This is a genomic window from Methylobacter sp. Wu1, assembly GCF_036553575.1.
Classification (GTDB): Bacteria; Pseudomonadota; Gammaproteobacteria; order Methylococcales; family Methylomonadaceae; genus Methylobacter.
In genome coordinates this window covers 1-24,224 of the sequence record NZ_JAZHOC010000020.1, presented here as the reverse complement: position 1 = coordinate 24,224, position 24,224 = coordinate 1, and the positions used below count along the sequence as shown (strand labels likewise).

Annotated in this window: 19 protein-coding genes and 1 pseudogene; 11 read left to right on the top strand and 9 right to left on the bottom strand. The window is 54.7% G+C overall.

Going from position 1 to position 24,224, the window contains the following annotated elements; genetic code table 11:
• The first annotated feature begins 42 nt into the window (after positions 1-42).
• The 3 genes from V2P20_RS01815 to V2P20_RS01805 are packed head-to-tail and all read left to right on the top strand — an operon-like array spanning position 43 to position 5,550.
• A complete protein-coding gene (locus V2P20_RS01815) occupies positions 43-3,705 on the top strand; it encodes an ATP-binding protein (protein WP_331815487.1) in 3,663 nt (1,220 codons plus the stop codon).
• Positions 3,698-4,327, top strand: a complete 630-nt coding sequence (locus V2P20_RS01810; protein ID WP_331815485.1) for a hypothetical protein — start codon at positions 3,698-3,700, stop codon at positions 4,325-4,327. The genes V2P20_RS01815 and V2P20_RS01810 overlap by 8 nt, the downstream gene beginning before the upstream one ends.
• The gene (locus V2P20_RS01805; RefSeq protein WP_331815483.1) at positions 4,324-5,550 is read left to right on the top strand and encodes a hypothetical protein; all 1,227 of its coding nucleotides are present in this window, start codon (positions 4,324-4,326) and stop codon (positions 5,548-5,550) included. The genes V2P20_RS01810 and V2P20_RS01805 overlap by 4 nt, the downstream gene beginning before the upstream one ends.
• A gap of 105 nt (positions 5,551-5,655) precedes the next feature.
• Here V2P20_RS01805 and V2P20_RS01800 read toward each other — a convergent pair whose 3' ends face one another.
• Positions 5,656-6,555: a LysR substrate-binding domain-containing protein gene (locus V2P20_RS01800; RefSeq protein WP_331815481.1), complete on the bottom strand. Its 900-nt coding sequence runs from the start codon at positions 6,553-6,555 to the stop codon at positions 5,656-5,658.
• A gap of 289 nt (positions 6,556-6,844) precedes the next feature.
• On the opposite strand from V2P20_RS01800, the gene V2P20_RS01795 reads away from it, so the two are divergent.
• From V2P20_RS01795 to V2P20_RS01790, 3 genes are all read left to right on the top strand, one after another.
• Positions 6,845-7,738: a hypothetical protein gene (locus V2P20_RS01795; protein ID WP_331815479.1), complete on the top strand. Its 894-nt coding sequence runs from the start codon at positions 6,845-6,847 to the stop codon at positions 7,736-7,738.
• A gap of 61 nt (positions 7,739-7,799) precedes the next feature.
• A complete protein-coding gene (locus tag V2P20_RS20265; RefSeq protein WP_348532236.1) occupies positions 7,800-7,925 on the top strand; it encodes a class II glutamine amidotransferase in 126 nt (41 codons plus the stop codon).
• Between the two features lie 31 nt (positions 7,926-7,956).
• Positions 7,957-8,583 (top strand): class II glutamine amidotransferase, encoded by a 627-nt coding sequence (locus tag V2P20_RS01790; RefSeq protein WP_348532238.1) that lies wholly within the window; start codon positions 7,957-7,959, stop codon positions 8,581-8,583.
• 62 nt (positions 8,584-8,645) lie between these two features.
• On the opposite strand, the pseudogene V2P20_RS01785 reads toward V2P20_RS01790, so the two are convergent.
• From V2P20_RS01785 to V2P20_RS01755, 7 genes and pseudogenes are all read right to left on the bottom strand, one after another.
• Positions 8,646-9,340: pseudogene (locus tag V2P20_RS01785) on the bottom strand (response regulator).
• A gap of 24 nt (positions 9,341-9,364) precedes the next feature.
• Complete coding sequence (locus tag V2P20_RS01780; RefSeq protein ID WP_331815475.1) at positions 9,365-12,094, bottom strand: sensor histidine kinase KdpD; 2,730 nt, start codon at positions 12,092-12,094, stop codon at positions 9,365-9,367.
• A gap of 37 nt (positions 12,095-12,131) precedes the next feature.
• Positions 12,132-12,710, bottom strand: coding sequence for a potassium-transporting ATPase subunit KdpC (gene kdpC / locus V2P20_RS01775; protein WP_331815473.1), 579 nt, complete (start codon positions 12,708-12,710; stop codon positions 12,132-12,134).
• A gap of 11 nt (positions 12,711-12,721) precedes the next feature.
• The gene (gene kdpB / locus V2P20_RS01770) at positions 12,722-14,791 is read right to left on the bottom strand and encodes a potassium-transporting ATPase subunit KdpB (protein WP_331815471.1); all 2,070 of its coding nucleotides are present in this window, start codon (positions 14,789-14,791) and stop codon (positions 12,722-12,724) included.
• 19 nt (positions 14,792-14,810) lie between these two features.
• Positions 14,811-16,574 (bottom strand): potassium-transporting ATPase subunit KdpA, encoded by a 1,764-nt coding sequence (gene kdpA / locus V2P20_RS01765; protein WP_331815469.1) that lies wholly within the window; start codon positions 16,572-16,574, stop codon positions 14,811-14,813.
• Positions 16,574-16,663, bottom strand: a complete 90-nt coding sequence (locus V2P20_RS01760) for a potassium-transporting ATPase subunit F (RefSeq protein WP_331815467.1) — start codon at positions 16,661-16,663, stop codon at positions 16,574-16,576. Before V2P20_RS01760 ends, kdpA begins: the two co-directional genes overlap by 1 nt.
• Before the next feature lie 279 nt (positions 16,664-16,942).
• Positions 16,943-17,257 (bottom strand): hypothetical protein, encoded by a 315-nt coding sequence (locus V2P20_RS01755; protein WP_331815465.1) that lies wholly within the window; start codon positions 17,255-17,257, stop codon positions 16,943-16,945.
• A 174-nt stretch (positions 17,258-17,431) separates the two neighbouring features.
• Between V2P20_RS01755 and V2P20_RS01750 the strand changes: the two genes are divergently transcribed.
• Positions 17,432-18,412, top strand: a complete 981-nt coding sequence (locus V2P20_RS01750) for a KUP/HAK/KT family potassium transporter (protein WP_331815463.1) — start codon at positions 17,432-17,434, stop codon at positions 18,410-18,412.
• Between the two features lie 250 nt (positions 18,413-18,662).
• Here V2P20_RS01750 and V2P20_RS01745 read toward each other — a convergent pair whose 3' ends face one another.
• A complete protein-coding gene (locus V2P20_RS01745; RefSeq protein WP_331815461.1) occupies positions 18,663-19,127 on the bottom strand; it encodes a potassium channel family protein in 465 nt (154 codons plus the stop codon).
• 646 nt (positions 19,128-19,773) lie between these two features.
• Between V2P20_RS01745 and V2P20_RS01740 the strand changes: the two genes are divergently transcribed.
• The 4 genes from V2P20_RS01740 (at position 19,774) to V2P20_RS01725 (ending at position 23,692) form a co-directional block, all read left to right on the top strand.
• Complete coding sequence (locus V2P20_RS01740; RefSeq protein ID WP_331815459.1) at positions 19,774-20,496, top strand: isoprenylcysteine carboxylmethyltransferase family protein; 723 nt, start codon at positions 19,774-19,776, stop codon at positions 20,494-20,496.
• A 40-nt stretch (positions 20,497-20,536) separates the two neighbouring features.
• The gene (cmoA, locus tag V2P20_RS01735; protein WP_331815456.1) at positions 20,537-21,277 is read left to right on the top strand and encodes a carboxy-S-adenosyl-L-methionine synthase CmoA; all 741 of its coding nucleotides are present in this window, start codon (positions 20,537-20,539) and stop codon (positions 21,275-21,277) included.
• A 374-nt stretch (positions 21,278-21,651) separates the two neighbouring features.
• A complete protein-coding gene (locus V2P20_RS01730) occupies positions 21,652-22,362 on the top strand; it encodes a hypothetical protein (protein ID WP_331815453.1) in 711 nt (236 codons plus the stop codon).
• Between the two features lie 313 nt (positions 22,363-22,675).
• Entirely contained in the window at positions 22,676-23,692 is a 1,017-nt protein-coding gene (locus tag V2P20_RS01725) for an alpha/beta hydrolase (RefSeq protein ID WP_331815450.1), read from the top strand.
• Positions 23,693-24,224: the final 532 nt, after the last annotated feature.

Sequence of the window (24,224 nt, the reverse complement as noted above, 5' to 3'; positions counted from 1 at the left end):
TTTCCCATCAGCCAGTTACGCTTTAAAAACTCAAGGACACCAATGTCGACAACCTATCAATTAAAAAGCATTGTCCTGATCGACAGCTTTTGGGCCGGGCAGACCGTGCTGCTGAACGTGGACGGGCACACCAGCCTGAGCGGCACGAACGGTGCCGGCAAGACGACCTTTCTGCGCCTGATGCAGTTGTTTTGGGGCGAGAGGCCCAGCAATATCGTCGGCAGCACCGGCAGCAAAAGAAGCTTCATCGACCATTATCTGCCGCGTACGAGCAGTTACCTGATTTATGAATACCAGCGCCCTTTCGACCAGATCTGCCATGTCATGGTGCAAAGCGACGGGCGCACCGCACGCTACAAGTTCATCGACGCGCCTTACGACCGGGACTGTTACATTGACGAAAACAATCTGCCGCGCGACAACGCCGCCGTGGAACGGCACTACAAACACAACCGGCCCGTCGAGACCTCCCGCGTCATGGGCGTCGACGACTATTGCAGCGTCATCCAGCATCACCATAACTCGGGCAAGAAATGGATTCGCGCGCTGCAACGGCGTTTTTCGATGGCCTCTTCGCCGGTCACGCACATGGAAAAAGTCATCGGCGCCGTGGTCGAGAAAATCGGCGATTTCGAAGTCATCAAACAAATGCTGGTCGACATCTCGCGCGACCGGCTCAGCCAGAGCCTGCTCGATCAGGAGCAGCGCCGCAACCCGTTCCAGCTCAGCAAAAGCCACATCGACGGCTGGCTGGCCGACATCAGCGCCGCGCGGGCGCTGGAAGCCAGGCGCGATTATTTCGACGAACTGCTGCAGGCCGCAGAAAAGCTGAAAGACACTCACAGCGAGCTGTCTCACATCCATTTTCTGACGCGCAGCAGCCACAAAACGGCCCAGGCCGAGCTGGAAAAAGGCATTGAGCTGATCAACGAGACTAAAAAGCAGCTGCAGCAACTGGGCCTGGATTTTACCCGGCAACTGGAGCCCAAAAACGAAACCTTACGGCAGCTGAACGGACAGATCATGGATCTTGATTTCCAGATCCATGCGCTGGAAGACAAAAAGCAGGAATATGAACAGCAGGATGCCGAAACCTTCGCGATCAAGGGCGCCCTGCTCGAGCAATACCGCGAACAACAAGCGCTCAAAACACAGGAAATCGAGGCGCTGGAAAGCAAAACCAAAGACATCAAGGCGCTTTACGAACATCAGCTGACAGAGCTGCAGCACCGACACACTCATCAGCTGCAGGCATTTGACACGCAACGCGCCACGGAAGAACTGGACAGGGAAAAAAAGCTGGCGGAAACCGAAACCCAGTACCAGCAGCGCAGGGAACAGTCAGTCAAGGACAGCGAGGCCCGCACACAGCCGCTCAAAGAGCAAAAGGCGCACTTGACGACCGAATGCGCCGTCAAGCAGAGCGAGCGCCAGCATGTGCCCATGCCCGAAGCGCTGGCGCAACAGCTCGACAAGACCCGGCAGGAACTGGCCGAGATACGCCAGGCCATCAGGCAGGCCGTGGACGGGCAGCAGGCCGCCGACAAGGCCTATTACGCCGCACGCGAAGCTTTCCACGACATCGAAACCCGGTTGAAGAACAAGAAGGCGCAGCTGCGGCAATACCAGCAGCAGCATGAAACCTGCCTGAAGCGGCTGCAGCCGGCCGAAGGCACGCTGCAACACTTTCTGGAGCAGGAAGTCGACGGCTGGCAGCAGACGATCGGCCGCGTCATCGCCCCCGACCTGCTGGAACACAAAAACCTGAACCCAACCGTCATGCCCGGCGTCGAACCCAGCTTCTACGGGCTCAGCCTGGATCTCGAAGCGCTGGCCGGCCGCGAGCTGGAAGCCACCAAGGCGGCCCTGCAGACCGAAGAACAGGCCTTGTTCAAAAAGATCGAGGAAACCCAGGCCGACATCACGCGCACGGAAGCCAGTCTCGGCGCCGCATCCACCACACTGGAGCAAAGCCGCCAGGACCGGCAAAAGGCAGAGCACCGCACGCAACGCGCGCGCCAGCAGGAAGAAACGCTAAACGAGCAGGAGCAAAGCCTGGCTCATCAGGCCAAGGCCGAAATCGAAAAAGCGCGCGCCCATATCCAGCACACCATCGACGTCCTGCAAGCCGAAATCAAGCGCTGCGACAAGGATCTGCAAACCGTCGCCGAAGAAAGCCGCGCCGGTCAAACCCGGCTGCATCAGGAGCATCTGGCCCGCCGGGCCATCATCGAATCCGATGCCCAGAACAGGCTTCAGGCCATACAGGGCCTGATCCAGCAGGAAAAAGACGGCTATCAGGCCGAGCAAAAGCGCATCAAAGCCCGCCTGCAGGCCGACTTAAAAGAGAGCGGCGCCGATGACACGATCATTGATCTGAGCCGCCAGCTGGAAGGGCTGAAAGCCAAAGAGAAACAGGCCAGAAAGTTTCAGGAACTGGCCGAACAATATCAGCGCTGGCTGGATGAACAATGGCAACAGCACGCCGGACTGTGCCGGCAACGCAGCGAGTGCCAGCAGCAACAGACGCTGCTGAAAGATGAAATCGCGCAAATGGAGCGCGACTTCAAAGCCGGCAAAGATAGGCTCAACAACCTGATCTACCAGCAGGAACAGACGCTGCAGAAAACACAGAGTCTGCTGGCGCAACTCGACAACACGATCAGCCAACTGGAAAACCATCCGCCGGTCATCAACGAAGCGCTGCCAGACTACGCGTCCGACACGCTGCAGAAGCTGGCCCAGAGCTTCGGTCAGACACGCCGCAGCCTGGAAAAGACGCTGCTGAGCGGCCGGCAGACCATCGTCCAGCTGTTCAACACGCATCAGCGCAGCCAGCTGGCCGAAGCCTGGAACCGGGCACTGGAAGCCGCGCCGGACTCTGCGCATGACGGACTGGAAATCGAGCAGCCGTTAAAGGACGTGCTGAAAATGGTCGCCAACGTCAAGCAGGCGACCAGCCAGCAGATCGAGCTGCATGCCATAGACGTCGATGCCTTCTACCGGCATCTGCGCAATTTTGAAAGCATCATCAAATCGACCGGTGCCCTGCTGTCGAAACACGTCAGCCAGGAAAAGCATTTTGCGGCGCTGGGCGAGATCACCGTGACCGTTCGCTCTAAAATGAGCGATCTGGAATACTGGCAGGCTTTGAAACAGTTCGGTGACAATTACGGCCGCTACCGCGAGCATGCTGACCTGACCGGCGACAGCGACATCCCGGTTTCCCTGATCGAAGCCATGACGGCGCTGACCGCGCTGCTGCCTGCCGACGGCATCAAGATCAGGCATCTGTCGCTGTTCGACATCGAGTTCACGATTTCCGAAAACGGCCACACCAAACAGGCCCGCAACGCCAAGGAACTGAAAGACGTCAGCTCCACGGGGCTGTCCTATCTGGCGCTAATCACGTTCTTTACCGGCGTGACGTCCATGCTGCGCAGGCAGAGCCAGACCGTGGTCTGCTGGCCGATCGACGAACTGGGCGATCTGGCGCCCGAGAATATCGAAGCCATGATGGCCATGCTGGCCCGGCAGAACATCCGCATCATCTCGGCCAGCCCGACGGCCGACCGCAACGTGCTGAGCCTGTTCGACCGGCGCTACCTGATCGACAGGCAGAAACTGCACGAAGTCGCGATACCGGCCAGCAAGCTCGATGCGCTACTGGTGCCCATGACCCACCGGGAGACCAGCCATGTTTAAACGCGTCGTTGAAGCGCTGTTGCGCGGCGAATTTATCTGCCCGACCGCGTATGCCGACGAATACGGCTACCTGCGCCATCAGGAAAATTTTCAGAAAGTGTCGGATTACCTCGCGCCGCTGGACCGGGCGCTGTGCACGCTGGACGGCGGCGAAGCGTTCTATGCCGGCTACGCCGTCATCGACGAGACCAACCGCAGCCAGATCCGCGAAGCCTTCTCGGAAATCCGCTCGCACCTGCGGCCGGTCGTCGAATGGATGGACCTGGTCATGACGGCCCTGGGTTCTGACCGGCCGGTCCGCGCCCGCGATGAGATCCGCCTGCATCAGATGCTCAGAGCTATCGAGCCCGAGCCGTCGCTGTGCGAGCAAATGGCGCGCCTGACCCAGATGCCGTTCTTCCGTACAGCCAAAACCAACGTCGCCGAACAGCTGCTGTGGGTGCTGCAAAAGCTGGAGCAAAGCGGCTATCTGATTAAGCCCAATCCGCAAAGCTCGACCTATCTCGTGACCGGCAAGATGGATTACCTGCATCAGGTCATCGCGTTTCTGAACGATGCCGAAGAACTGGAACTGGATCAGGCCGATGAAGACAGCGGCGAACAGGCGGAGCTGTTTGAATGAGTTTCGATCATGAACAGGTCGCGGCGCTGATCAGGAAACTCGGCAGCGCCGATGAGCTGCTGGCCGAGGCCTATATCCAGGGCGCCGTGTTCATCGATGACGAGAACGCCGGCGCCATCGAAAGCCTGAAAAAATCCGGCATCCTGCGTCTGTCCGAACAGGCCGACGAATACCGGCTCACGACCGACGTCAAGCGCCTGATCGACCGGCTGCTGCTGCGCAATGCGCGCTACCGGCAGAACACCGACATCGCGCGCATGATCCGTAACGTCGAGGAGGACATCGCCGCTTACCGTTCCGCGCTGGACAGCAACGAACAGGACGAGGCCCGGTATCATCTGGAACAGATCGACGACACGCTCTACGAATCGCTGGAACTGCTCGAAAACAGCATCAGCGTTATGTTCTCGGCCATCACCAGCCAGTTCGGCTTCGTCAGTTCGCTGACCAGCAAGATCCGTGAAAACGAGCGGGCGCTGGCCTATGCGCAGCAGTTGGTCGAGGAGCTCAGCCATATCAATCTGGAAGCCTGCTACGAATGGCTGAACTGGGCAGCCCCAAGCGAGCTGTCGCGCAAAATCATCCGTTTCGTCGACCAGTACAAAAGCATCGTCGAGCGCCTGGCCAGCATTGTCGGCCGCATGAAAACGCTGCTGTTCACCTTGAGACAGCAGGAACAGACCGCAAACCGGACCCGCGCCATGGCGCGCTTCCTGAAGCAGCACCCGGAATGGAGCCCACTGGACTGGGCCGATGAACCAGCCGTGCCGGCCATCCTGAACCGCAGCCCCGATTTGGGATTGAAAGCCGGCCTCGATACGACCCGCGCCGCCCTGCAGGCCGAATTCGTCGACATCATCCACGAATTGAAACGGCAGACCAGGCCCACGCCGCTGGTCGACATGAACCGCGCCTCGGCGCCGGTCGGCCAGACCGATACCGGCCATATCGATTATCTGCGCGATCTCTATGAAGAACACACCGAAACGCTGTTTGCGTCGGCCTTGCAGGAACAGGGGCGTCAGGTATCGGCCTTGCACTACTGGCAGCAGCGCGACCTGGCCATCGCGCCGGACTTGTGGCTGAACATCGTGTTCGCGCACTACTGCAGCCTGCCTCAGCGCGTGCGCGCGGCCATTGCCTTGGAGATGCAAGGCGATGCCCTGCCGGGCTTTACCGGCAATCAGCTGATCTCGGAAATCCGGCTGCGAAGGGTGCGCTAGCTTTTAACGGCAGTAGGCTGGGTTGCTAAACCCAGCATTTCGAAGCCGCCCATGCCGGGTTTCCGCTAAAGCTCCAACCCAGCCTACACGTGCTCAACTACCTCATTAACGCTTTATTTCCCTCGCCGCCTGCAACAACTCGGCAATAAAATGCTGTGTATAGATCGGCAGGTAATTCTGCTTCAGATAAGCGATCTTGGTGGTCGACTTCGGAATCAGGTGGGACAGATCGCGCGCCACCAAATCCTTGTCCATCAACCTGTCATAGGCCATGCCTGCAATAATGCCGATCCCCAGCCCCTGGCGCACATAGGTCTTGATCACATCCGTGTCGGCCGCAGCCAGGATGATGTCAAGCTCCAGGCCTTCGCTCCTGAAGGCCTGTTCGATATTCGACCGGCCCGTAAAGCCGAAGCTGTAAGTCAGGATCGGGAAGGACGCCAGCCGCTCCAGCGTGATCTCGCCCTCGCTTAGCGGATGATTCTGCGGCAGGACCACGGCATGATGCCACTCGTAGCATTTATTGAGCACCAGTCCGGCGTCTTCATCGACTTTTTCGGTACAGATGGCGATATCGGCTTTGTGCGCATGCAGTTGGTCGATCAGTTGTTCGGGCGAGGCCTGGATCATGTAGATCCTGACGCCGGGATATTTTTCGCGGAAGCGCCGGATCGGGTTGGGCAGAAAGTATTTTGCCTGCGTATGCGTGGTCGCTATATGCAGCGTACCGCTGTTGCTGTCCAGAAAATCGGCCGCGAGCGCGCGGATATTCTGCTTTGACTGGTGGATCGTCGTGACTTCCTCCATGACCCGGCGGCCGAGCGGCGTCAAACCGATCAGCTTTTTGCCCCGGCGTTCAAACAAAGGCGAGCCCAGCTCGCTTTCAAAAAGTTGCAGCTGCCGGCTGACGGCCGATTGTACAACATGCATCTTCTCGGCCGCTTTGGACAGGTTTAAATTGGTTTCCTGCAGGATTTGCAGCAATTCAATCTGACTTAAATTCATTGCTTTTTTGATTCGTGAGAACGATGTTGAATAGCTATTTTATCAATTTTTTAGATAAATACATCTAATCATATCGTTTTATTAAAAATAAATGGCGAATTAAGATAGGTCCCAACAGCAGACAAAATGGTTCGCTTATCCATTTGATGCCTGCCAGCGTCATTCAACAGTGCTTAAGATTCGATACACAGGAACGTACGGGTCGCTCCTCCTCTTGCCATGGATGTTTCCGGGCGGGCTTTAGCCCGCCTTTTTTTAGATTGGATCGATTTAGCGAAGAGATAAGTTTATGCCTTTACAACAGTTAGTGGAATACTTCAATGACAGGTTCGAACATGAGCATCACTCTCGTGTCCGGACTTTTATTCTGGAAGACGGCAAGATCAACGGCCTGTTCGGGCCGATCCGTATCGGCAGCATTTTCCTGCCGATACGTCATGCAGACCGTCCTGAAGAAATTGCCGGCCATGCGGCGCAGATTTCCGTTTCGACCTATGAAAGCCACCAGCAACAAACGTTTGAGATTGAAAATCTGCTGACCGACGCGGTAAAACAGCCCGTCGACTTCGAATCCATCATCAATCTCGACCGCCTATGCCGCACGGTGCACATGCTGAACTATCTGCCTCTCACGCATTTCGACGGCGTGCTGGTGCTGGAAGTCGACCCCCGGCATATCTTCGGCGTCAAACGCGATCATGGCGCGTATTTCGAGGAAGTCATCGTCAAGTGCGGACTGGCCACGCACAATGTCGTGATTTCAATGACCGTCAACAACTTCTACTCACTGCATCCTGCCCGGTTGCTTGAAGGCCTGAACAATTATCGCAATCGCGGTTACCGCATAGCGCTCAACCTCGTCTCGCTCTATGCCGCCCACAATGTGCGCGATCTGATCACCAAACTGGCGCCGGATTACCTGCGCATCAATGCTCCCAAGCCGGACCGTACCGCTACGGACGGCATCGCCGTACTCCAGGCCCTGGAAAACCTGAAAGCGTTGGCCGATTCGGTGGCAGGACAAGCCATTCTGCAGCAAATCGAGCGCAAGGAACAGGCCGCGCTGGCTAATCAGGCCGGATTCGATCTGGTCCAGGGCGGCTTTTACGAGGTGGCTCAGAACGGGCAGTTGTCCATCACGAATCCAACCCAAAGAACTTTGACATATGGTGGTCTTTATTGAATTTGTCCTCATAAGCTGCCGTCTAATGACAGCAGGAGTTATGACCGTTTAAGAAGTTGATATGTGCGAATTATTGGGAATGAGCGCGAATGTCCCGACCGACATTTGCTTCAGTTTCAGAGGCCTCATGCATCGCGGTGGACGCACCGGTCCGCATCGCGACGGTTGGGGGCATCACGTTTTATGAAGACAAGGGTTTCCGCACCTTTAAAGACCCCATGCCCTGCTATGAATCGCCAATCGCCCGACTGGTGCAGGATTACCCAATCAAAAGCCGTGCCGTTATCGGGCATATCCGGCAGACCAACCGCGGCCATGTGGCCCTTGAGAACACGCACCCGTTCACGCGCGAGCAATGGGGACGGTTCTGGACTTTCGCCCACAACGGCCAGTTGTCGGGCTATGAAAAACTGCTGAAGCCTGGCAAGCACCGGCCGGTCGGCGACACGGACAGCGAAACCGCCTTCTGCTGGCTGCTCAATGAACTGGACCGCAGATACCCGCGCAAGCCGGCCGACATGAAAGCCTTGTTTCTGTATGCCGGCGAACTCTGCGGGCGATTAAACGATTTCGGCATCTTCAACATGCTGCTGTCGGACGGACGTTATCTTCTGGCCTATTGCAGCACAAGCCTGCACTGGATCACGCGGCGTGCGCCATTCGGCAAAGCGCAGCTCATTGACGAAGATGTCGTGATCGATTTTCATCAGGAAACCACGCCGCATGACATCGTAAGCGTGATCGCGACACTGCCTCTGACCAGCGACGAACAATGGCACGCGCTGACCCCGCGTCATTACCGGCTGTTTCATTATGGCGAGTGTATTGCTGAAACTGGAGTTTAATTAGAACCTGTCATTTCCCGGCGGCGATGGCTGATTTCATTTTTTGATTTTTGGCACCAGCCTCAGACTTTTAACCGATAGCCCACGCCCGACTCGGTCAACAAAAATTTCGGCTGGGTAGGATCGGCTTCCAGTTTCTGGCGCAACTGGCTCATATAGATGCGCAGATAATGGGCGTTTTCCTGATAAGACGGCCCCCAGACTTCCTTGAGGATCTGTTGATGCGTCAGAACCTTGCCGGCATGTTTGACCAGTACCGCCAGCAGCCGGTATTGGATCGGGGTCAGATGGATTTCCCGGCCGTCGACGCTGACCACCCGATTGTTTAAATCCACTTTCAGGTTGGCGGTGGCAAACACGCCGTCTTGCGGCTGTTCCTGTGACCTGAGCGCATGCCGCAGAGCCACCCGTATCCGCGCCAGCAGCTCGCCGAAGCCGAACGGCTTGGTCAAATAATCGTCGGCGCCGGCATCCAGCGCATCGATCTTATGCTGCTCGTTGCTGCGCGCCGACAGGATGACAATCGGCAGGGTCGACCAGGCGCGAATGGCCTTGATCACCTCGACGCCGTCGATATCGGCAATCCCAGATCTAATATGACCAGATCCGGCTTGCGAACACCGGCTTCGACGATGCCCTGCTTGCCGGTATCGGCTTCAAACACCGAAAAGCCGTGCGTACTGAGTCCGGTACGCAGAAAACGGCGGATAGACGGATCGTCTTCAATGACAATAATCACGGGATTGGTTTTAGCCATGGTTCATTGTACGACAGGTTTGCATTATTCTTCCGGCTCCATGACCGGCGGCGGCTGATCAATTGGCAGCGCAAACGTAAACACCGCACCTCCGCCCGGCCTGTTCTGGGCACGAATACTGCCGCCATGGACTTCGACAATAGCCCGGCAAATCGCCAGCCCCAATCCGACTCCGCTTTGCGCGGCTTCGTGGCGGGTTTGGTAAAACTTCTCGAACAGGCGATCCTCCCGGCCTTTCGGGATGCCCGGTCCGCGATCGGCGACGGCAATTTCCACCGCATCAGGTCTGGTTTCGACACTGATCTCCAGATCGCTGCCCGCCGGCGTATAGCGGGCCGCATTTTCCAGCAGATTAATCAATACCTGCTCAATCAACACTGCGTCGGCAAAGATCATCGGCATACCCGGCGGCATTTTGACCTTGACTGGCCTGTCTGACAGATGTTTTTGCAAACGCGTCAGTACCGTACCGATAATTTCCTCGACAGGATGCCACTGTTTGTTCAGCTCGACCGCGCCGGCATCGAGCCGGGCCATGTCCAGAATGTTGTTGACCAGATTCGACATACGTTCGGCTTCCTCGATGATGGCACGACTCAACTCAGCTTTGTCTTCTGGCTGCAAGTGATGTTCGCCTTCGACCAAAGTACTGGCCGAGCCGATGATAGTAGCCAGCGGCGTGCGCAAATCGTGGGAGATGGCGCTGAGCAACGAATTGCGCAGGCGTTCCGCCTCGATCTGCAAATGCGTGGTTCTGGCCTGTTCAGTGAATCGGAGGCGTGCTACTGCCTGGCCGATCTGGCGCAGAAAGGTCTCCAGCAATTTCTGTTGTTCCGGCAGAAACACACGCCGCAGGTTGACCGGCAGCAGCGCCAATACCCCGAGGACTTTCTCTCCGTCATGGATAGGAAAATAAATAGCTTCAGCCCCCGGCAAAGTATTGGTACCTTGCCCCGCCATTTCGTTATGCTCGAAAACCCATTGCGCGACGCTCAAATCAACGCCACGCAACGATGCGGCAATGGCCTTTTGCTTGGGATAAACCATGCGGCCATTATGGTTCGGAAAAAGAATGACATTGCGGCTGCCGAATTCCGCATGCAGATGCTGCACTGCCGTACGGACGATTTCTTCTTCGGTCTGGCTGGTGGCCAACTCCTTGCTCATCGCGTACAGCACTGACGCCCGCCGTTCGCGATGCGCAGCGACTTTCGCCTGGGAGCGAACGTTCGCCATGAGATTGCTGGTCACCATCGCCACCACCAGCATTGCTCCTAGGGTAATGAGATATTGGGCATCGGACACCGAAAAGGTTAAGTAAGGCGTGACGAAGAAAAAATCCAGCGCTGCAACCCCAAGAATGGAGGCCATAATCGAAGGCCCTCGCCCGAAGTGAGTCGCCACAAATATGACCCCCAGGAGGTAAACCATCACCAGATTCGCCAGTTCAAACCGGCCGAACATGATCTTAGCCAACAACGTGCAAAGCACGATGACCACTGTTGCCCAAATATAACTCCGATACCGGTCTTTGCGTTTTTTCCCCCATCGGTTTATGAGGCCAGGCAGCGGAGCCCGGTTGAAATGTGGCGCTTCCCGTTCTTTTTCATCGTCGCGCGGGCTCCCCAACAGATAGACATTGATGTTGTGTGCCTCGCCGATAACCCTGTCGACCACAGATCCCAGCAGCCAACGCCTCCAGTTCCTGCGGGTCGGTTTGCCCATTACAATTTTGGTGACATTCCGCTCCCGGGAGAAATCGATGATCGCTTCGCTCATGTCGGGCGCGCTGAGGGTCGCCGTCTCGGCGCCAAGTTGTTCCGCCGAGCGCAGCACGCGCAGCACCGCATCGCGCTTTTCTGCCGGCAGCCTTTGCAATTGGGGCGTTTCCACATAGGCAACGATCCATTCGGCGCGCAAACTGGTGGCCAGCCGTTTGCCGGCCCGCACCAAGCGCTCGGCCAGGGCATTGGGACCAATGCAGACCAGAATGCGGTCACTGACCTGCCAGATATCGCGAATGGCATGGTCTTCGCGGTAATCCAGCATCTGTGCGTCGACGCGGCTGGCGGTTTGCCGCAAGGCCAGTTCCCGCAAGGCAATCAGGTTGCCTTTGCGAAAAAAGTTCTGAATAGCCTGCTGGGCCTGTTGCGGCAGGTAAACCTTGCCTTCCCTGAGACGAATCAACAGCTCATCAGGCGGCAAATCCACCAGTTCGACTTCGTCGGCACTTTCAAACACGGTGTCCGGCACGGTTTCCCAAACCCGTATCCCGGAAATCTGGCCGACTTCATCATTGAGGCTTTCCACATGCTGGACATTCAACGTGGTATAGACGTCGATGCCGGCGTCCAGCAACTCGCGCACATCCTGCCAGCGTTTGGGATGCCGGGAACCGGAAGCGTTGGTGTGCGCCAGTTCGTCGACCAGAATGACCGCGGGCCGACGCTTGAGCGCGGCATCGATGTCGAACTCACGAAGAATAGTGCCTTTATATCTGATTTGCCGGGTAGGCAGCACTTCCAGTCCTGCCAGCAAAACCTGAGTTTCCTGGCGGCCGTGGGTTTCCACCAGGCCGACCACCACATCGAGATTTTCGACGCGCCGCTCCCGGGCCGCCAATAACATCGCGTAGGTTTTGCCGACTCCGGCCGCCGCGCCGAAAAAGATCTTCAGGCGTCCCTGCCGGGCTCTGGCCTTTTCGCGCTCGACGCGGGCCAGGAGTTGGTCGGGGTCTGGACGTCTACTATTCATAGTGATGATCTCGCGTATCGTGACTGCACTTCATCTGCTAGCGGCCGGCTTGATCCAATGCCAGATTCAGCTTTAACACGTTCACTCTGGGCTCGCCGAACACAGACCACTGCCGGCCTTCCGTACTGGCATTGACCAACTCGCGCAGTCTGGCTTCGTCCATTTTTCGAACCTTGGCGATGCGTTTGAGCTGATATTCCGCTGCAGCCAAGCTGATGTGCGGATCGAGCCCGCTGCCGGACGCCGTCACCAAATCCACCGGCACTGGCGCTCTGTTGGCAGGATCAGCCTTTCTCAGAAACTGAATTCTGGCGGCAACCGCATCGGCCAGCGCCGGATTGGTCGGCCCCAGATTGGAACCGGACGACGCGGCGGCATTATAAGCATACGGTGCAGTCGCCGAAGGCCGTCCCCAGAAATACTTAGGATCGCTGAACGATTGACCGATCAAGGCCGAGCCTATCGGTTGCCCTTGCTCATCCTTGACTAAACTGCCATTAGCTTGCTCGGTAAAGAACAACTGGGCCAGTGCCGTAACCAGAGCGGGATAAATCACACCGGTGACCAAGGTCTGCAACAACAGCAGTATCGCGGCAGGTTTTAAGTAATTTGTCATGTCTAATCTCCTTACACTAGCTTCATGGCAACCAGCAGCCAATCGATCGCCTTGATGCCGATAAAAGGCACAATCAGGCCGCCGACACCGTAAACCAGCAAATTGTTTTGCAATAACTTCTCAGCGCCGACCGGCCGGTAACGGATGCCCTTCAAGGCCAAAGGAATCAGAGCAATGATGATCAGGGCGTTAAAAATAACCGCCGACAGAATCGCACTGTCCGGCGTGGCCAGCCCCATGACGTTCAGTACGTTCAACGCCGGATAGGTCGTGGCAAAAGCGGCCGGAATGATGGCGAAATACTTGGCGACATCATTGGCGATGCTGAAGGTGGTCAGCGCACCGCGCGTCATCAGCATCTGCTTGCCGGTCTCGACGATCTCGATCAGCTTGGTGGGGTTGGAATCCAGATCCACCATGTTGCCGGCTTCCTTGGCGGCCTGGGTGCCGCTGTTCATCGCTACCGCCACATCAGCCTGCGCCAGCGCCGGCGCATCGTTGGTGCCATCACCGGTCATGGCCACCAGACGGCCGTCGGCCTGGTGCTGGCGGATTAGTCTCAGTTTGGCTTCCGGCGTGGCTTCGGCCAGGAAATCATCGACGCCGGCCTCGGCGGCAATCGCGGCGGCGGTCAGGCGGTTGTCGCCGGTAATCATGACGGTTTTGATGCCCATCTGCCGCAGTTCGATAAAGCGCTCCTTGATGCCGCCTTTGACGATGTCTTTCAGCTCGATCACGCCCAGTACGAGCGGGCCTTCCGCCACCAACAGCGGCGTACTGCCGCGGCGGGCGACATCGACCACCATTTTCTGAATTTCTTCCGGAAACTGCCCGCCCTGTTCGATAACATAGCCGCGAATCGCGTCCTCGGCGCCCTTGCGGATCTGTCGCCCTTCCAGATTGACGCCGCTCATCCGGGTCTGGGCGCTGAAATGCACGAAAGTGGCGCCCAGGGAATGCACGTCGCGTTCGCGGATACCGAATTTCTGCTTGGCCAGCACGACGATACTGCGACCTTCCGGTGTTTCATCAGCCAGCGATGCCAGTTGCGCAGCATCAGCGATCTGCTTTTCGCTGACGCCGCTGACCGGTATAAACGCCGATGCCTGTCGGTTACCCAACGTGATGGTGCCGGTTTTGTCCAGCAGCAGCACATCGACGTCGCCGGCCGCCTCCACGGCCCGGCCGGAGGTGGCGACGACGTTTTTCTGCATCATGCGGCCGATGCCAGCCACGCCGATGGCCGACAGCAGACCGCCGATCGTGGTGGGAATCAGGCATACCAGCAGCGCCACCAGTACGGTAATGCTGATCGGCTGGCCGGTGCCGGCCGTTTCGACGCTGTACAGCGAGAACGGCAGCAGCGTCACGGTTGCCATCAGAAACACCAAGGTCAAGGCCACCAACAGGATGGTCAGCGCAATTTCGTTAGGCGTCTTCTGACGTTTGGCGCTTTCCACCATCGAAATCATGCGGTCCAGAAAGGTTTCGCCGGGGTTGACGGTAATGCGCACGACCAGCCAGTCGGACAATACGCGCGTGCCGCCGGTCACTGAGCTGAAATCGCCGCCGGATTCGCGGATCACCGGCGCGCTTTCGCCGGTAATGGCGCTTTCATCGACCGAAGCCACGCCTTCGATTACATCGCCATCGCCCGGTACGAAGTCGCCGGCTTCGATCAGCACCACATCGTCCTTGCGCAGCGTCGAGCCGGCGACTTTGGAATAGTTACTGCCGTAGCGCGGCTCATCGAGCTTTTTGGCGGCGATGTCACGCTTGGCGGTGCGCAGAAACGCCGCCTGCGCCTTGCTGCGGCCTTCCGCGACCGCTTCGGCGAAATTGGCGAACAGCACGGTAAACCACAGCCACAGCGTGATGGCCAGAATAAAACCGGCCGGCTCCTGGCTTTCGCCGCTCAGCGCTTGCAGCCACAGTACCGTGGTCAACAGACTACCGAGGTAGACCACGAACATGACCGGGTTTTTCCATTGTTGCCTGGGCGTCAGCTTTCGGAACGCTTCGATCAGGGCTTGTTGCAGAATTTGCGGCTCCATTAAGGAGGTAGAGGTTTTCTTGGTCATAAAGTTACCTGTAGCGAAATTAGTGATGACCGGTCATTTGCAGATGCTCAACAATTGGCCCCAGCGCCAACGCCGGCACAAAGGTCAGCGCCCCTACCATCACCACGGTAACAATCAAGAGCACCACAAACAGCGGCGTATGGGTTGGCAGGGTGCCAGCCCCTGCCGGCACGCTCTTTTTGGCGGCCAAGGAGCCTGCAATCGCCAAGACCGGCACTATCAGCCAATAGCGCGAAAACAGCATCGCCAGGCCTAACATAAGATTGTAGAACGGCACGTTGGCCGATAAGCCGCCGAAAGCGCTGCCGTTGTTATTGCCTGCCGATGAGAAGGCATACAGCACTTCGCTGAAGCCGTGGGCGCCAAGGTTAAAGATCGAGGTTTTGCCGGCATCCAGCATCAGCGCCATCGCCGTGCCGCCCAGCACCATCAACGGCGGAATCAGGATGATCACCGCGGCCATTTTCATCTCGTAGGCTTCGATTTTCTTGCCCAGGTATTCCGGCGTACGGCCTATCATCAGTCCGGCGATGAACACCGCCACGATAGCGAACACGATCATGCCGTACAGGCCAGAGCCGACGCCGCCGAAAATCACCTCGCCAAGCTGCATCAGCCACATGGGTACCATGCCGCCAATCGGCGTAAACGAATCATGCATGGAGTTGACTGAGCCATTGGAAGCCGCCGTGGTCGCCACCGCCCACAAGGCCGAGCTGACGATGCCGAAGCGGGTTTCCTTGCCTTCCATATTGCCGCCGGCTTGTTGACTGGACGCGGTTTGATCAGCACCCAACGTTGCCAGTGCCGGATTGCCGGCCTGCTCGGCCGGCACGGCGACGAACACCAGCGCCACGAACACCAGCATCATCGCCGCCAGGATCGCCCAGCCCTGTCGGGTATCGCCCACCATGACGCCAAACGTGTAGCACAGCGCCGCCGGGATCAACAGGATCGCCAGCATTTCCAGGAAGTTGGACAGCGGCGTCGGATTTTCAAAAGGATGGGCGGAATTGACGTTAAAGAAACCGCCGCCATTAGTACCCAGTTGTTTAATCGCAACCTGCGAGGCCGCAGGACCCAAGGCCAGGATTTGCTGCTGGGTTTGCACGGTTTCGGTTACCGGCTTGCCGTCCGCATCCAGCTTGGGGGCTTGATAGCTGACCGTTTCCGTCAAAGAGACCGTCTGATACGGTTTAAACGTCTGCACTACGCCTTGTCCGACCAATGTTAACGCCAGTACTAACGACAATGGCAGCAGGATATACAGGGTGCTGCGGGTCATATCGACCCAGAAATTGCCGATGCTCTCACTATTGCGGCGGCTAAAGCCGCGAATCAGCGCTACCAGCACCGCCATGCCGCTGGCCGCCGATAAAAAGTTTTGCACCGTCATGCCCAGCATCTGGGTCAGATAGCTCATCGTGGTCTCTCCGCCATAGCCCTGCCAGTTGGTGTTGGTAGCAAAACTGACGGCGGTATTAAACGACGAATCGGGACTGACTGCCGGCAAGGCTTGAGGGTTTAAAGGCAACACGTCCTGCCAGCGTTGCAAGGCATAAACCGCCAGCAAACCGAGCAGGTTAAACACCAGCAAGGCAATGGCGTACTGCGTCCAACGCATATCCTGCTGGGCATCGATGCCGCAGAGCCGGTAAAGCCGATCTTCAAGCCCTGCCGGCCGGTCCCGGTAAATCCGTGCCATATAAGCACCCAGCGGTTTAACCAGGGCCAGCAGTACGGTAACGTAAATGGCAATCTGCAGAAGACTTTGAGTCGTCATCAGAATTTCTCCGGATAAAACAAAGCCACGACCAAATAGACAATCACGACGAGCGCCAAACCGCCGCTCAACCAATAAATCCAGCTCATGATTGCCTCCTTAACGGCTCGCAGCCAACAATCAGTATTCCGGTCCCCGCAAAGAAAACTACCGTCAATATCAAATAGCCTATGTCCATCTTTAACACCTCTTGGTTTATGGTTAGGGCGCCCGTTACCACGCTGCGCCCGACCTTGATCGTCTGTTGGGCAATGTACAGGAACTACCAGTAAAAAAGTCGTAAAGAAATTCGACAAAAATGTAAAGAGCCCATAAAAATCAGCAGAAAGACATTATTGAACTGAAAGTGACGCAAACTAAGGTAATCGCTATCTCAACTCCCGTTGTCGTTGAGTCCGGATAATTTTCTGACTAGCCACTTCGCATACCACTTCCCAGACAATCTGGTCTTGAGCTTCAATCTCGAACCGATAATGAAGCCCTTCTGGAACATTGTGAATCTGGAATGATACGACCTTTCCGGGAACAGCTTCGAGGGCTGCCTGTCTGCACGACTCAAGCATCTCTTTGTCGCTGGGAAGCTTGTAGTTGCTTGATGGTGTACCGCCCGCCAGCAGTTCGACTGCCGGATTTGTATAGGCCAGAATGCCATAGAAGATCAAGAAGAGTCTGTTAAATGCCATAAGACTATCTCCTGAAGAATTTCAAAGGTTTGTTTAAATTCAATTGGCTCTTATTGACTTCTGAGTAGGTGCTCAACTGCCGTTTCTATCTTGAACTTAAACGCCGGAAAGTCAGGGCCGATTACAGTTTAAGAGAGCGCACAGTATCGATCACTTAAGTGAAGAACTGTTCTGTTGGAAGGGCAAATTTTTACAATATTTTTATACGCAGTTGCGTATAGTCCCGCCCTCATGCCTTTTCGACTTGGGTTTGCTCCAACCCTATCCGCAAACTATGACATTAATCCAAATTGGAAAGCGTCGGATTGGTCTTGTCCTGATTTCTCAAACATATTTGTAATGGCAGCTGATAACAAAAACCAACAATTAACCGGATTAACTTTGGGGGCAATAGGCATCGTGTTCGGCGATATTGGCACCAGCCCCTTATATGCTGTTAAGGAAGTTTTTCATGCCGGATTAACTACAGATGCTAATCATGTCCTTGGCGCTCTCTCGCTGATTTTTTGGTCGTTGACGCTGGTGGTCACGACCAAATATGCGATTTTCATCATGCGCGCCGACAACAAAGGCGAAGGCGGCATCATGGCGCTGATGGTGTTGGCCTTGCACGGTTCCCGGGATAAGCCGGGCAAAATGCGTTTCATCATCACCATCGGTTTGATTGGAGCGGTGCTGTTTTATGGCGACAGCATGATTACGCCGGCCATTTCCGTGCTCAGCGCGGTCGAAGGACTGAGCGTTGTTGCTCTGCCGCTAGCGCAGTATGTGGTGCCGATTACCGTTGCCGTGCTGGGTGGATTGTTCATCTTGCAGGCTAAAGGCACCGGTGAAGTCGGCAAGCTGTTTGCGCCGGTCATGTGCATCTGGTTTGCTGTGCTGGGCATCATGGGGATAATTAACATTTTCCAACAGCCGGAAGTCCTAATGGCTGTTAATCCTTATTATGCGATCAATCTGCTGGGTGAGCTGGGCTGGAAAGGCTTTTTAGTCATGGGATCAGTGGTGTTAGTCGTTACTGGCGTTGAAGCACTGTATGCCGATATGGAACATTTCGGCCTGAAACCGATACGTTATGCCTGGTTCAGCAATGAGGTACAAATTATTTTCCAATCAGTTTTGGTTGGGCGGGGGACTTCTGGAAGCTTGACCTGATGCAGTGGCCAGTTCCGCATGATCTCGTGATCATGATCGCGACACTGTCTCTGGCCAGCGAAAAACAACACGCAATGAAACCACGTTATTCCAGGCTGTTTCATTATGATGAGAACATTGCCGAAAATGGCCTTTAGCCAAATACCGACCGGCTTCCCTGCTACAAGACCCGTTTTTAAATCGCGCCAATCGGCATGACAATCCGAGCGATATTTTAGGCTTTGTCTTCGGCAAAAAATCCTTAACCTATCTATTTTCCATCGTCCCCTAAGGACAACAATTTCTCCAGCGCGTCCATCCGTTGATGCAGTCGCGCCAATTCGTCAAGAATCCGGTCTTTTCCATCGTGACTGACTACTGTCTTCTGGTCCAAGGCATCCATGTTTCTGCCGATCAAAGCTATCGAAACCAGAGCCATAAACAGCGAAAAAAACACCACGCCCAAAAAAATCAAACCGGCCTTCAACAGGCGGCCTAAAAAGGAAATCGGGACCACATCGCCGAACCCGACATGGGTCAGCGTCACCCAAGCCGACCAGATTCCGTCCTGGAGCGACTTGATATTCGGATCGACCAGAAACAGTATCAATCCGCCCGTCAAAGTAACCATGACCGCCAGCAACACCAGATAACTCAGATGTCGGAATTTGAACAAGTGAGTTTTAAGGCTGTTCGCCCAAGCCACCGCGCTATGGACATCGTCTAACCAGTGCATAGTGTGCTCTCTCTTGTTTGTTATTAGATATTGTCGGATCATGCGCTAGAAGCGGCCATAACCCAAACGCTTCGTAGCGCAGCATGGATTATCCATCTTTAGCTATGTCCGGCATTGATTGCTGTTAGGCAATTTACAAAGAAATACCGGTAAAAATCGCAAAGCGAATGCGTTGCCGAACATGGCATTTGGCTGAGTCCATTGCCAGGCCCTGCAAACTCAATCTTATTTATCAGGATATTAGATAATATCATCTAATAATATCGCTTTATTGAACATAAAGATTTCACTAAGATAGTTCCAACAGTAGATCAGCTACAAATGGTTTCTTCTAAAGGACTACGTATATTGACTCTCATTTCATGGATGCTCTCGGGCGGGTTTTTCAACCCGCCTTTTTTTTGCCCGGAGAAAATTGACGCCGAACATGCAAGCATGGCATGACAAAGACTTATTTGATGACTTTCATCAGTTTAAAACCTGATCAGATATTTACCGTTTTTTGGAAATACTGTCATTTGGATTCAAGTTAATACATTTTTCATGGATAAAGTTTATAATCCCGCAGGCTGTCCGGGAGCGCCGGCATTTCTAAATTCTGTTTCTTAATCAATATAATCACCGAGAGCACTGCGGGTAATAAACAATGAAGGACTTATTCAATCAATGGGGAAACACCCTCTTTCACACCAGAAATGTGCTGTTTCCTATTCTTATCGCCACGCTGCTGTTCTTTTTTCCGCCTGTGGCGATTGGCACGGCGCCCGGCGATTATTTTCTGGCGTTTGGCCTGTTGCTGGTAACGGCTGGCCAGGCTTTGCGGATATTGACTATCGGTCTGGCCTATATTGTCCGCGGCGGCAGGAACAGGCGGATTTATGCTGAAAATCTCGTGACGGATGGCGTCTTTGCGCATTGCAGAAACCCGCTTTATGTGGGCAATATTCTGATTGTCATCGGTTTTATGTTCATCGCCGGCAACACGGCGGGCATCATGCTCGGCTCGTTAGGCTTTATGGCGATTTACCGGCTTATCGTCTTCAGTGAAGAACGGTTTTTAACAGAAAAGTTCGGCCAGGCCTATCTCGACTTTTGCGCCAACGTGCCGCGCTGGCTGCCCCGGTTTAAAGGCTTGCGCGAAACGATCAGCCATTATGAATTTGACTGGCCTGCGGTTGCCGTTAAAGAATACGGCACCCTGTTTACGTCGCTGATGATTTCGCTGGGATTAGTCAGCTGGAAACTTAAACTTGCCGACAGTCTGGTTCAAAACGAAATGCCCATCATGACAGCGGCCATACTGATCGTTTCGGCATATGCCATTGTGCGTTTTCTGAAGAAAACCGAACGTCTCAGATCAATGAGATAACCGGATCAATTAACAACATATCATGACAAAGAGCAAATCAATGACACAGGAAGACCGGATCTTTCAACAAATCAATCGTGTGGAAGATTTTACCTTTGATGAACGCGTTGCGACCGTGTTTGACAACATGGTCTCCAGGAGCGTGCCTTTTTACAGCGAAATTCAGCGCCTGCAGTCAGATCTGATTGTGGAGTTTTTATCGACGCAGGACGACGGCGTAGTTTGTGATCTAGGCTGTTCAACGGGAACGACCATCGAGCACATCATCAATCACCCCAAATGCCCCAAAACAGCCCGATTTGTCGGCTTTGACAATTCCGAGCCCATGCTGGATAAGGCGCGCGCCAAATTGTCGGCGGCCGTTGCAGAACAAAGCGTATCGCTGCAGACTGCCGATTTAAGCGATTTGCCGGCATTGCCCGCTTGTGATGTGGTGATTCTCAACTGGACTTTGCAGTTCGTGAGACCGATTGGCCGGGAGCACCTGCTTAAAAATATCTATACCGCGCTTAAACCGGGCGGCGTGCTGTTTTTGTCGGAAAAGATTTTAAGCGGCGATGCCGCCTTGAATCGTCTTTATATTGATCATTATCTGGAATTTAAAAAGTCGCAAAGCGGCTATACCAACGAGGAAAACCAGCGCAAGCGCGAAGCGCTGGAAAATGTGCTGATTCCTTACCGGCTTGAAGAAAATTACCTTTTACTGGAGCGGGCCGGCTTTAAGCGCATCGACACTTATTTCCGCTGGCTTAACTTTGCCTGCCTGATTGCCATCAAATAATTCAGCAGGTTTAACGTTGCATGCCCGTCTTCAATTGTTATTCGGACAACCAATCAGCTGAGCGATAACTACTGATGGAATCCCCCTGCCCATTCTGATCGGTTTTCTGAAATTGTCCTGCATAACGGGTGATTGTCCGCAGTTTCAATCAGGAACTGCGGACAAAACCGGCCGGCGAATTCCTTTTCATAAAGTTCCGAATCACCAGACCAGACACTACAAGGCCATAGCCTCCAGAACGGTAAGGCATGTCGCCCCGCATGAATACACCAGTCAATTGATCTTTGATCACCATTCTCTGTCTATCAGGCTGAACGCGCAGCACAATGATTAGCCGCATTATGCCCTTGATATTCAGGATGAGGTAAACACACATGATTACAGGCAATATAGGAGTCCATCACACCAGTATCTTTATGGTCCTGTGTCTTTCGGCCATCGCCGCTTATCCGGGGCAGGCACAAGCTGGAACCGTCAATCATCCCAAAAACACATTCAGCGGACCCTGCGTGGGGTTCTATGCGCATATTCTGCAGAACGGGCCTGCTGATGCCCAAGGGGTATACCATGCTGAATGGGCCGGTTGGGCCGGCTATGCGACCTTTTATGTCAACTATAAATCGGAGTGGAAATATCAAACCGCCAAGCCGGAACCAGTCGGGAGCGGTTATAGGGTTTGTGTCAAACCCGTTGACCTCAAGGCCGGGTTCTACTCATCAACCACGAAGGACATTCTTCGATGGACTCCGGAAACGCAAGTTTCGTCGGCCTGCTTACAGGAAAATATCGCTTGGACCAAGGCTGCGCTGAACCATGAAGAAGACCACGAGAAAATCATCCACCAATTCATTGCAGAAAAAAACCGGACTTGGAACCCGGCCCGTTTTCAGGCCGAAGCATGTGAAGAGGGCGCGGACGAAAATGAAGCCATGAATAAAGCCAAAGCGTCACTGGAAAAAATAATCCATTCCCGCCTCCAAGCGGAAGCAGAACAGTTAGAGGAAAAGATCATGAAAAAGCAGGAGGAGCACGACAGCATGAATCCGGTCAGGCTGATCAATTGCAGCATCTGTGGAGCAGACTAATGCTTGCTCACGCCAGCCTTTTTTAGCATTCATATTTCCGTAGGATGTGCCGAGGCACGAGGCGCATCGTTCGCGATTGATGCGCTTCACTATGTTCAGCACATCCTATAGCTCTTACGTAGGGGCGAATTCATTCGCCCTGGGCGACTTAAGCCGTCCCCCACACAACAATATTGCTCCAAAATTCAGGGAAGTTATTTCTCATCTTATCCTAAATCGATTTTTAATCACCATTTTATGGCTATTAAAGGATTGAATATGGAAGATATAGGGCACGATAAAGTCCAAAGTTACCGCAACAGGAGATACGCTCATGCGCATTCGGGGCCTTGCTACGATCCTGGTTTTTCTGTGTTTGCTAGCCATAAAATCCATCGCTCATGCCGAAACTGTGCCGGCTGGAGCACCGAGGCAGGACCCACCTAATACCTGTTACCAGGATTTCACTGAACATCGGGTTCAGCATGGCACAAACGGCTTGTATGTCCGCGAGTACGCTGGCGCCGAACCGCCGGTTGTGCTGATGCACGGCTTCCCCGATAACCTTCATCTCTACGATCGCGTAGTGCCCTATCTGTGCGGCAGACATGTCGTCCTGTTTGACTTCCTTGGCTGGGGACAGTCGGACAAACCGGAAGGTTACAGCTATACGTTCGACGATCAAAAGGCGCAGCTCGATGCAGTTATTCAGCAGCTTGGGTTGCAACAACCACTCCTGGTGAGCCACGACGCCTCTGGACCAGCCGCGATCAACTGGGCGCTCGACCACAGCCAGGAAACCGGCGGGCTGGTTCTGCTCAATACCTTCTACCACCTGACGCCTTCCCTCTCGGCGCCTGAAGCGATCGCGATATTCGCCGATCTGCTCGAATTGCGGACGGCATCCGTCGTGCCGCCAACTAACCCTTGGAGCTTCAAGCGTCTGAGCCAGGCGATTGCCAGTGATCCGCAACTGTTTCGTGGATTATATTTCTGGCAGGTAGGCTCCTTTTTTCGCGACGATGGGCCGCGTGAAGAATTTCTGCCACAGCTCTATGCGCAGTTCGCCCAAAAACCGAGCGCCATTCCAGCGTTTGTCACGCTCAACCGTGACCTGGGAAATTCGATACAGGCCAACACGAAAAGAATCCCTGAGCTTCTTCTATTCGATGGCCCTGTGCGGATCATTTTCGGGGCGAACGATCCCTACCTGAATGCCGGACTCGCGAAAGACTTCCATAACATCTTTCCCGCATCAGACCTGTTCCTGCTACCGACTGCCCGTCATTACGTGCAGATGGATGAGCCCGCGCGAGTCGCGCATCTGATCCTGACGGCCAGGACGCGTTAAAAAATCATCGTCATGCGCGGTGCCAGGCAATCTGGTTCCAACGCAAACACTCGCTGTTCCAGGGACAGGTAATTTGAAGCTACATCGGTTATCCCAAACGCAGAACAATCAAGCCAATGATATGAGCCCGAAAGATGCTGACATCCTGGGCATTGACGATCCACGCCTGTTCGATGCGCTAAGGAAGCGTGCCGGAAATTCCGCGATCCGATCTATAATGTGATTGACCTGAACAGTTCCGTAGGATGTGCCGACGACCCCAGGGATGGGGGAGGTAGAGCACCAACAGTAGGCGCTTTATGCGACGCAGGAGCAGTTGCCGAGGCACGAGGCGCATCATTCGCGATTGATGCGCTTCACTACGTTCAGCACATCCTATAGCTCTATAGCTCTTACTTTCAATAGTATTCACTTTTTGGTAGTGGGTTAAATCTGTAATTTGGCATGAATATCCAAGCCAAATTCAACCTTGTTAATCAGTAATCCGATGACCGTATCATGCAGGGTTTCCAACTTTGAGAAGCAGATTGTT